10 protein-coding genes are annotated in these 8,695 nt (G+C 30.3%); all 10 read left to right on the top strand.

The window, feature by feature from the left end; all coding sequences use genetic code 11:
• The first annotated feature begins 138 nt into the window (after positions 1 to 138).
• The 10 genes from QZZ48_RS12525 to QZZ48_RS12480 all read left to right on the top strand — a co-directional run bounded on the left by QZZ48_RS12525 (position 139) and on the right by QZZ48_RS12480 (position 8,635).
• Complete coding sequence (locus tag QZZ48_RS12525; protein WP_294966404.1) at positions 139 to 840, top strand: response regulator transcription factor; 702 nt, start codon at positions 139 to 141, stop codon at positions 838 to 840.
• Complete coding sequence (locus QZZ48_RS12520) at positions 837 to 2,039, top strand: HAMP domain-containing sensor histidine kinase (RefSeq protein WP_294966402.1); 1,203 nt, start codon at positions 837 to 839, stop codon at positions 2,037 to 2,039. The genes QZZ48_RS12525 and QZZ48_RS12520 overlap by 4 nt, the downstream gene beginning before the upstream one ends.
• A gap of 109 nt (positions 2,040 to 2,148) precedes the next feature.
• Entirely contained in the window at positions 2,149 to 2,394 is a 246-nt protein-coding gene (locus QZZ48_RS12515; RefSeq protein WP_294966400.1) for a S4 domain-containing protein, read from the top strand.
• On the top strand, positions 2,394 to 3,380 hold the full coding sequence (trpD, locus tag QZZ48_RS12510; protein ID WP_294966398.1) for an anthranilate phosphoribosyltransferase: 987 nt from the start codon (positions 2,394 to 2,396) through the stop codon (positions 3,378 to 3,380). Before QZZ48_RS12515 ends, trpD begins: the two co-directional genes overlap by 1 nt.
• Positions 3,377 to 3,796, top strand: coding sequence for a tRNA (adenosine(37)-N6)-threonylcarbamoyltransferase complex ATPase subunit type 1 TsaE (gene tsaE, locus QZZ48_RS12505; protein ID WP_294966396.1), 420 nt, complete (start codon positions 3,377 to 3,379; stop codon positions 3,794 to 3,796). The genes trpD and tsaE overlap by 4 nt, the downstream gene beginning before the upstream one ends.
• Complete coding sequence (lptB, locus tag QZZ48_RS12500; protein ID WP_294966394.1) at positions 3,783 to 4,505, top strand: LPS export ABC transporter ATP-binding protein; 723 nt, start codon at positions 3,783 to 3,785, stop codon at positions 4,503 to 4,505. Before tsaE ends, lptB begins: the two co-directional genes overlap by 14 nt.
• A gap of 13 nt (positions 4,506 to 4,518) precedes the next feature.
• A complete protein-coding gene (locus tag QZZ48_RS12495; protein ID WP_294966392.1) occupies positions 4,519 to 5,787 on the top strand; it encodes an RNA polymerase factor sigma-54 in 1,269 nt (422 codons plus the stop codon).
• On the top strand, positions 5,756 to 6,520 hold the full coding sequence (locus tag QZZ48_RS12490; protein WP_294966390.1) for a TIGR02757 family protein: 765 nt from the start codon (positions 5,756 to 5,758) through the stop codon (positions 6,518 to 6,520). Before QZZ48_RS12495 ends, QZZ48_RS12490 begins: the two co-directional genes overlap by 32 nt.
• 74 nt (positions 6,521 to 6,594) lie before the next feature.
• Positions 6,595 to 7,503: a hypothetical protein gene (locus QZZ48_RS12485; RefSeq protein WP_294966388.1), complete on the top strand. Its 909-nt coding sequence runs from the start codon at positions 6,595 to 6,597 to the stop codon at positions 7,501 to 7,503.
• A gap of 1 nt (position 7,504) precedes the next feature.
• Positions 7,505 to 8,635 carry a cache domain-containing protein gene (locus QZZ48_RS12480; protein ID WP_294966385.1) on the top strand — a complete coding sequence of 377 codons (1,131 nt, stop codon included), beginning with the start codon at positions 7,505 to 7,507 and terminating at the stop codon, positions 8,633 to 8,635.
• The last annotated feature ends 60 nt before the right edge of the window (positions 8,636 to 8,695 follow it).

Here is an 8,695-nt window from a genome sequence, read left to right as displayed (position 1 = left end):
GGATATTTTAAATAATGCAGGAGCAATGACCTATTTACTTTAGAAAGATAATGATATAATAATCATATGAATCACTTAAAATTAGATATAAAGAAATATCGATACCAAATATCGCAGTTAAGAAAATATACGAAAAATATGAATATATTGATGGCAGAAGATTACATTATTCTACATAATAATTTAAAAAAAATATTAAGTTCGTTATTTGATAATGTAGATGCTTCTGTAGATGGTAAAGAAGCTCTTGAACTGTATAATAATAAGCATGAACAAAATGAATCATATGACATAGTACTAAGTGATATAGCAATGCCATATGTTGATGGAGTAGAGTTAACAAGAATAATTAAAAAAATAAATCCATCTCAAGAGATCATAATTTTATCTGCGCATAAAGAAGTAGACTATCTCTTAGAGTTTATAAATCTTGGAGTTCGTCGATTTATACCAAAACCAGTAGTACTAGAATATTTTTTAGATGAGCTCTATCTTGCTTGTTCAGATATATATACTCAAAGTGAGCTTTTAAATATTATTCATCTATCAAATAATATTTTTTATAACAAAGGTGAAAAGTTTTTATATATGGATGGCATGCCAATTATCTTAAGTGCTTATGAGAGGTTAATAATTGAAAAACTTATTTTAAAACTAAATTTAAGTGTCTCAACCGATGAGATAGTAAGCCACCTTTACAACTGTGATAAAGATGTTAATCCTGAAAATATCAGAAAATTGATGTATAGGCTAAGACAAAAACTTCCTAAAGATTTTATTCAAAGCATGCATGGTGTTGGATATAGATTAGTGCAGCAAGTTGAGAATAAGTCAATATGAATTTTAAAGAATTAACTATTGCATATAAATGTTTGGCAGCTATTGGAAATTCACTTGAGTTTAATAGTATGGTGTTTGAAATATTATGTACATTCTCTCGTAGAACTAATGCTATTTCTAGTTGTTACTATTCAAACAATTCAGATCAAGGTCCTATATTAAAATTAGGAACGGATATGGACTTTATATTTAATACAAAAAAAATCAAAAATCAAAAGTACATAATAGAAACGTATAATGATTTACATATTATTATTCTACCTTTGAGATATGGATACTTAGAGTTTACCTATAAAGAGATTGATGAGTCTTTTCAAGCTTATGCTGTAATGTTTGGAGATTTTCAAAACAAGATAAATGTATCAATAGCATCTTGCACAGGAGTAGAACGTTTAGAGAGATTAAATGAAGATCTTCTAACTAGTATTGAAAATTCAGCAAGTAAAGTAAAAAAACATGAAAAAATGTTAGTATATCAAGCTAAGCATGCAAGTATGGGTGAGATGCTAGAAATGATAGCTCATCAATGGAGGCAACCAATTACTGCTATTGGTATGGTTGCCAATTCAATATTATTTGATTTAGTATTAGATGAATTAGATGAAGATGAATTAAAAAAACAACTTGATGATATAAATGAACAAGTTGATTTTTTATCAAATACAATTGATGATTTTAGATGTTTTTTTAAAGAAGATAAAATAAAAGAAAATTTATCTCTTAACAGTTTAATAAATCGTACTGTTAATTTTGTTAAAAGACAATACACAGATAATAAAATTAAAATTATACAAGAACAGATAGATAAAGATGTCTATCTAGAAGTATTAAAAAATGAATTAATGCAAACTATATTAAATATACTTAATAATGCTCAAGAAGCCTTTAATGAAATGACAGATGATAAAATAGAAAAGATTTTAAGTATTAGATGGAATATAAATAATGAAAATATTGAGATTTATATTAAAGATAATGCAGGTGGTATTAAAGAAGATATTATTGAAAGTATATTTGAAGCATATTTTTCAACAAAAAAAGATAAAAATGGAAGTGGACTTGGTCTGTATATATCAAGAATAATTATTACAGAGCATCTCAAAGGCAATATTTATGCACAAAATATTGATGATGGAACTATGTTTACAATAGTATTACCATTAAACAAAAAAACTACTAGTAAAGATATAAGTAACTAATATATACACAAGTATAAATATCTATTGCAAAAATTGTTCCAACTCTTACATTCTTTTTAGTTTTTTTACTCTACAATACTCTAAACAAATAATTATAAAGTATAAATACATGAGAATAGACAAATTTTTAAATTCAGTAAATATCACTAAAAGACGTTCTGTAGCACAGGATATGATAAGTAACAAAGTTGTTCTTATCAATGATGTCATAGCAAAGGCAAGTAAAAACGTTGAGGTGGGAAGTATTATTAGTATTAACTACCTTAATGAGACAAAAAAATATCAGGTAATACAGATACCAACAAATAAATCAACTCCAAAATCTTTACAAGACCAATATATAAAGGAAGTGTAATGACTTACAATAAAGCCAAAGAAGAATTTACTTCACTTTTTAATCATGAAATGAGTGACTCACAGATGCGAGAGTTATTAGTTGGTATAAAACTAGATGAACATACATCAGTTGAAGCTATTGCAGCAGCAGCAGAAGTGATGAGAAGTAATGCAATTTCTTTGCCTATATCCCAAGAGATTCGTCAAAAGGCTATAGATGTTGTTGGAACAGGTGGAGACAAGATAGGAAGTTTTAATATCTCATCTACGGTTGCACTTCTGGTAGCTGCATCTGGAAGTTATGTTGCAAAACATGGTAGCCGTTCTGTTACTTCAAAGTCAGGTAGTGCTGATATGTTTGAAAAGCTTGGAGTTAGACTAGATTTAAGTATACAAAATAGCGCAAGACTTTTAGAAGAGTCTGGATTCACTTTTATGTTTGCACAAAATCACCACCCAGCGATGAAGTTTATTATGCCTGTTAGAAAAAGTATCCCAGATAAGACTATCTTTAATATCCTTGGGCCTTTAACTAATCCTGCTGGAGTAGAAAAATTATTGCTTGGTGTTTTTGATAAATCATTTGTTGCAAAAATGGCAGAAGCTTTAAAAATCAATGGAGCAAAATCAACAATGGTTGTAAGTTCTAAAGAAGGTATGGATGAGATTAGCATCTCTGATGTTACTTATGCTTCGAGACTTCATAATGGACAAGTTCATGAGTTTGAAATAGATCCGCAGGAGTACGCAATTAAACGAGTTCCACTAAAAGCTATAATTGGAGGAGACGCATCTTTTAATGCTGGTATCTTACATAATATTTTTGACTCAAATGCTACAGATGCACAAAGAGATATAGTACTTATTAACGCTGCATCTGCTCTTATGGTTGATGGAGTAGCTCGTGATATCCAAGATGGACTTGAAATTGCAAGAGAAGTGATAAAAAAAGGAAAAGCCAAAGAAAAACTAAAACAAATCATAGAAATTTCAAATAAATTATGATAAATTATCAACTTAATTTAGATGAACTTCATGTTTTAGTAGATGAAATCAGCAAGAAATTTCAAAATGGAGTTATAATCTTAAGAGGTGACTTAGCATCTGGAAAGACAACTTTTGTAAAAGTACTTGCTTTGCATCTAGGTATAGAAGACGATGTAACTTCACCTACATTTTCTCTTCAACAATGTTATGGAGATAAAGTATTTCACTATGATATTTACAATCATGGAATAGATCATTTTATATCTTTGGGTATGTTAGAAGAGTTAGATAAAGATGGACTTCACTTAGTAGAGTGGGGTGACGATAAATTGACAGAAATTTTAGATTCTGCAGGTATGAAAATATTAACAATTACAATTGAAAAACTAGATGACAATAGTAGAAACTATGAGGTAGATTATGCACACGCTTAAAGCAGTTGATTTAAAAAAACGAATAAAAGATTTAGAAATAGTAAAAGGCATGAGCCTAGAAGTAAGCAGTGGAGAAGTTGTTGGTCTTCTTGGTCCAAACGGTGCTGGTAAGACTACTACATTTTATATGATATGTGGACTTGTAGAAGCAAGTGATGGCGAAGTGTTTTTTGATGGTGAAAATTTATCAAATATGCCACTGCATCAAAGAGCGATAAAAGGTATAGGATATCTTCCTCAAGAAGCTTCTATCTTTAAAGACCTTACAGTAGAAGATAACCTTATGGTTGCTGCTCAGGTTGGTATGAAAAATAAAGCTGACCAAGAAGCAAGAATATTAGAACTTCTAGATATGTTTAATATTGAGCCTATTCGTTACCGTAAGGGTATTAGTCTTAGTGGTGGAGAAAGACGTCGTGTTGAGATAGCTAGAGCATTAGTTAATAAGCCAAAGTTCTTACTTTTGGATGAACCTTTTGCTGGAGTTGACCCTATCGCTGTAATGGATATTCAAAAGGTTATTCACCAACTTGTGTCTTATGACATTGGTGTACTTATTACAGATCATAATGTTCGTGAGACTTTGGCTGTATGTGACAGAGCTTACGTTATTAAAGCAGGAGAGCTTCTGGCATCTGGAACAAGTGCTGAGATAGGTCAAAATGCAGATGTACGTACTCACTATCTAGGTGAGGATTTTAAGCTTTAGGCTTAGTATATAAATGGCAGCATTAAGACAAAACACCAGTGTAGAGACAAAGCATAAACTATCAAATACTCTACGTAACTGGCTGCCGATTTTACACTCAAGTCTTGGAGATTTGGGTGATGCAATGGCTCCTTTTATTGAGTCAAATCCTGTTGTAGAAGTAGAGTCTGGTTATGAAAAAGATTTTGAGAAAAAAATACCTAAAAAAATTATAAGTGGACAAGTTAGTAACTCTCGTACTGAGCAAATAGAAGCTTTAACAGTACAAAAAAAATCTCTTTATGAAGTTTTGGATGAGCAGATAGGCAAACCACTTTTTCCAACTCCTATCTCTGAAGATATAGCATTTTTTGTTGTAGAAAATTTAGACGAAAATGGATACTACGAAGGTGACAGTGAGTTGTTCTGTAGTAACAATAGCATCTCAATCGAAGAGTTTGAAAAAATCCGTCTTAGATTTGCTCATATAGAACCAGTTGGAATTGCTGCAAAAGATTTAGCAGAATCATTTTTATTTCAACTAGACTCCTCAGATATAACCGATGAAGCATATCCTCTTTGTGCGGAGATTATAAAAGATATTCAAGCCATACATAACTTTTCAGACAGAGATAACTTTAGTGAAGTCATGAGAGTACTTGGGACATTTAAAAACCCTCCCTCTATTGAGTATCAAGAAGACTCAGCTCATGTAGTTCCCGACCTTATGATATTTTTTAATGATGAAGACTCTATTGAGATAAAGTTAAACGATGCCTACTATCCAGTTATAAAAATAGACAATAACTATGCGGTGAAGCATGAATTTATAACTCAAAAGATAAAAGAGGCAAAAAGCCTTGTCGACGCACTTGATATGAGACGTGCAACATTATACAAAGTCGGTCTAATGATAGTTGAATATCAATATGAATTTTTTACAGGTGGACAGGTTATGCCACTAACATTAAAAACTCTTGCCGATGAATTTGGACATAACCCATCGACTATATCCCGTGCAATTGCTAACAAATATATTGCTTGTGATAGAGGTGTGTTTGCCATGAAAGAGTTCTTTACAACTGCAATAGATGAAGATGTTTCAAATGCAGCTATTAAAGAGTTTCTTGTTGGAATTGTCAAGCAAGAGAGTCGTGAAAAACCTCTAAGTGATATGAAACTATTAGACCTTATCCAAGATAAGTTCAAAGTGAAGATGGTAAGACGTACTATTGCAAAATACAGAAAACAGCTTAATATTGCTGGTTCAAGTGAGAGGAAAAAACTCTATCATTTACATTAAAAAAAGATTAGACGAAGAAGCAGAAAAACGTAATAACGCAGATGAAGTTTCTGTAGATAAATTAGACCCTATCTTAGTAGCACATCGCTACAAAGATCCAACTATTTCACTTATTTGTGCACTATTTGCATATGGAAATGTTAAACAGATAGTTAAATTTTTAGATTCATTGGATTTTTCCTTATTAAAGAAAAGCGATGATGAGATAAAAGAAGCGCTAAAAGAGCATTACTACAGGTTTCAAAAGAGTGAAGATATTATAGCTCTATTTATCACCTTAAAACGACTCAATGAGAATACAAGTCTTGAAGAAGTATTCGTTAAAGCATATAAAATAAACTCTAACGTAATAGATGGAATAAATGCTCTTATAGAGATGATAAAATCTCTTTATCCGCATAATACACAAGGATATAACTTCTTAACTTCTAAAGTAACTTTAAAGAGAAAAGGTGCGGGTGCTTTAAAGAGATGGATGATGTTTCTTAGATGGATGGTTAGAAAAGATAATATTGATATGGGTTTATGGAGCGGTGTTAATAAAAAGGACTTAATTATGCCTCTTGACACTCATACTTTTAATGTTTCAAAAAAACTTGGGCTATTACATAGAAAAACATATGATCTTCAATCTGCCATAGAACTTACCGACACTCTAAGAAGTTTTGATAAAAATGATCCTTTAAAATATGACTTTGCACTTTATCGTATAGGACAGGAAAAGATTATATAAAGTAAATGACAATTTTTGCCTAATTTAATTATCTATTAACATTTATAAATGTACCATTCGATTAAAGGACATTTATGAGACAGATTGTTTTAATATTTTTACTCACTCTTGGCTTATATGCCAAAACTATAACTCCAAATGAAGTTTATGCTCAGGCAATACTGATTTCACAAGAAACACACTCTTTACTTAAATATTATGATGTAAAGCATGATCATAATGGTATCATACGTCATAAAACCATAAAAACACAGCTTAAACCACGTAATGTATGGCAAATGACTTATGAAATATCTATCAAAATAAATATTTTTAGAGTTACTCATAATTTGCCTATTATTGAACCTATTAATATGCCTCCAATGCTTAATTTAAACCCTAGTTTAGTATATGAGCAGACGCAAAGAATTTTGACTGAAATAAGAATATTTAAATATAGAATGGGTATAAAAGACTCAGGCTTAAAAGCAAATGTATACACAAACAAGACACCCTTAGATGTTTTTAATATTCTTTTACAAATCAGTGCATCTTTTGATGAACTTAACCAAGCAAAATTTTCGCCATCTTATGTATTTGGGGAGACAATGCGTGTATATGATGACCTAACTGCAATCTTGTCTTTCTTAAAGATTAAAGATTACACTACCCCAACCTCTAGAAATAAAGATGCTACACCAAAAGATACCTTTAAAGTAGCTATGAATATATTAACAATAATAAAACAGATTCAATTTTCAGTTGGAATAAGGAGAGTTGATTTTTCGGTTTTTAAAAAAGAGAATTTAATCCCAAGTGATGTTTTTACACTTAACCAAATGATTATCTCTGAAATTCAAACTATTAAGGCTTATATTGGATTGAAATCATTTATAACACCTGCTGCTAGGAACTTCACAGATAAAACACCTGCTGATGTTGAACAGTTGATGAATTGGAATCTAAGAAAAATATCACTTATCAATATAAGTGCAGGAATATAAAATGAATTTTAATATTTCACTGCAAAACAAAATCTTTTTTATTTTTATTATTGTATTAAGTATGAGTATTAGTCTTGTTGGATGGTTTGGTTATAAAACTACATCTAATGGTTATATTGAAAGTGCTTATGAAATCAGTGAACGCGATATAAATAATCTAACTGTTAAAATAGAAGGAACATTAATTCATGTTACAAAAGATGCGCAATATATAAAAAAGTTTTATGCTCTTAAAAGATATCTTTTATGGAAATCAATGTCTGTTGAAACCAAAGAGAAAAGATGGAAAAATATATTCTCAGATGCTCTTTTAGATTTTTTAAAAGCACAAAAAGATTACTATCAAATTAGAGTAATATCTTTAGATGGACATGAACTTCTTGTAGTTAATTATGAAGAAAAGAATAATAATGCTTATGTAGTATTGGATTCAGGTCTTCAAAATAAAAGTGGAAGAGATTATGTAGAAATTCCTAAAACATTAAGTAAAGATGAGTTCTTTATATCAGATATGAACCTAAATAAAGAATATGGAAAAATTGAAAAACCTTTTAATCCAGTTCTTAGATATTCTACTCCTATGATTAGTGATAATGGTGATATGATAGGAATCTTTACCGTAAATATATATGCGCAAAATATTTTAGATATTGTTAAACAAGCATCTCTAGATAATGCTAAAAAAGGCTTTTCTTATTTTTTGATAGACAAAGATGGTAATTATCTATTTCATGAAGATGAGAGTAAAAGGTGGGGTGCTCAAATAAAGGGTAAGTCAAACTTTAATGATGATCACTTTAATCTTAAAAGCATGATGCAAGACAAGTCTAAAGGAACTTTTATACTTAATAATAAGATTTACTCTTATCATACAGTTCACCCATTAAAAGAAAACAGTGAAAACTATTGGTATGCAGTTTCAAGTGTAGATACCGAGGTTGCACTTGCAAAGTTAGATGACTTTGAAGAGTTGTTTGTTCTTATATTGCTGTTTGTTATAATGATTAGTTTTTTCATTATAAAGTTTTATTTACTAAGAATCACAACTCCATTGGCTCAGGTAACTTCTCAGTTAAAAGCACTTTCTAAAGGCGAAACGCCAATTCCAACAACAAGTGCAATTTCCACCTAAATTAGCTAGCTAATCTTTTACTCATTTCACTGAAAAACACTTCATACGGAGTTTTGTATT

This window comes from Sulfurimonas sp., assembly GCF_016744025.1.
Classification (GTDB): Bacteria; Campylobacterota; Campylobacteria; order Campylobacterales; family Sulfurimonadaceae; genus Sulfurimonas.
The sequence above is the reverse complement of the archived record's forward strand: the minus strand, read 5'-3'. Positions and strand labels throughout refer to the sequence as shown.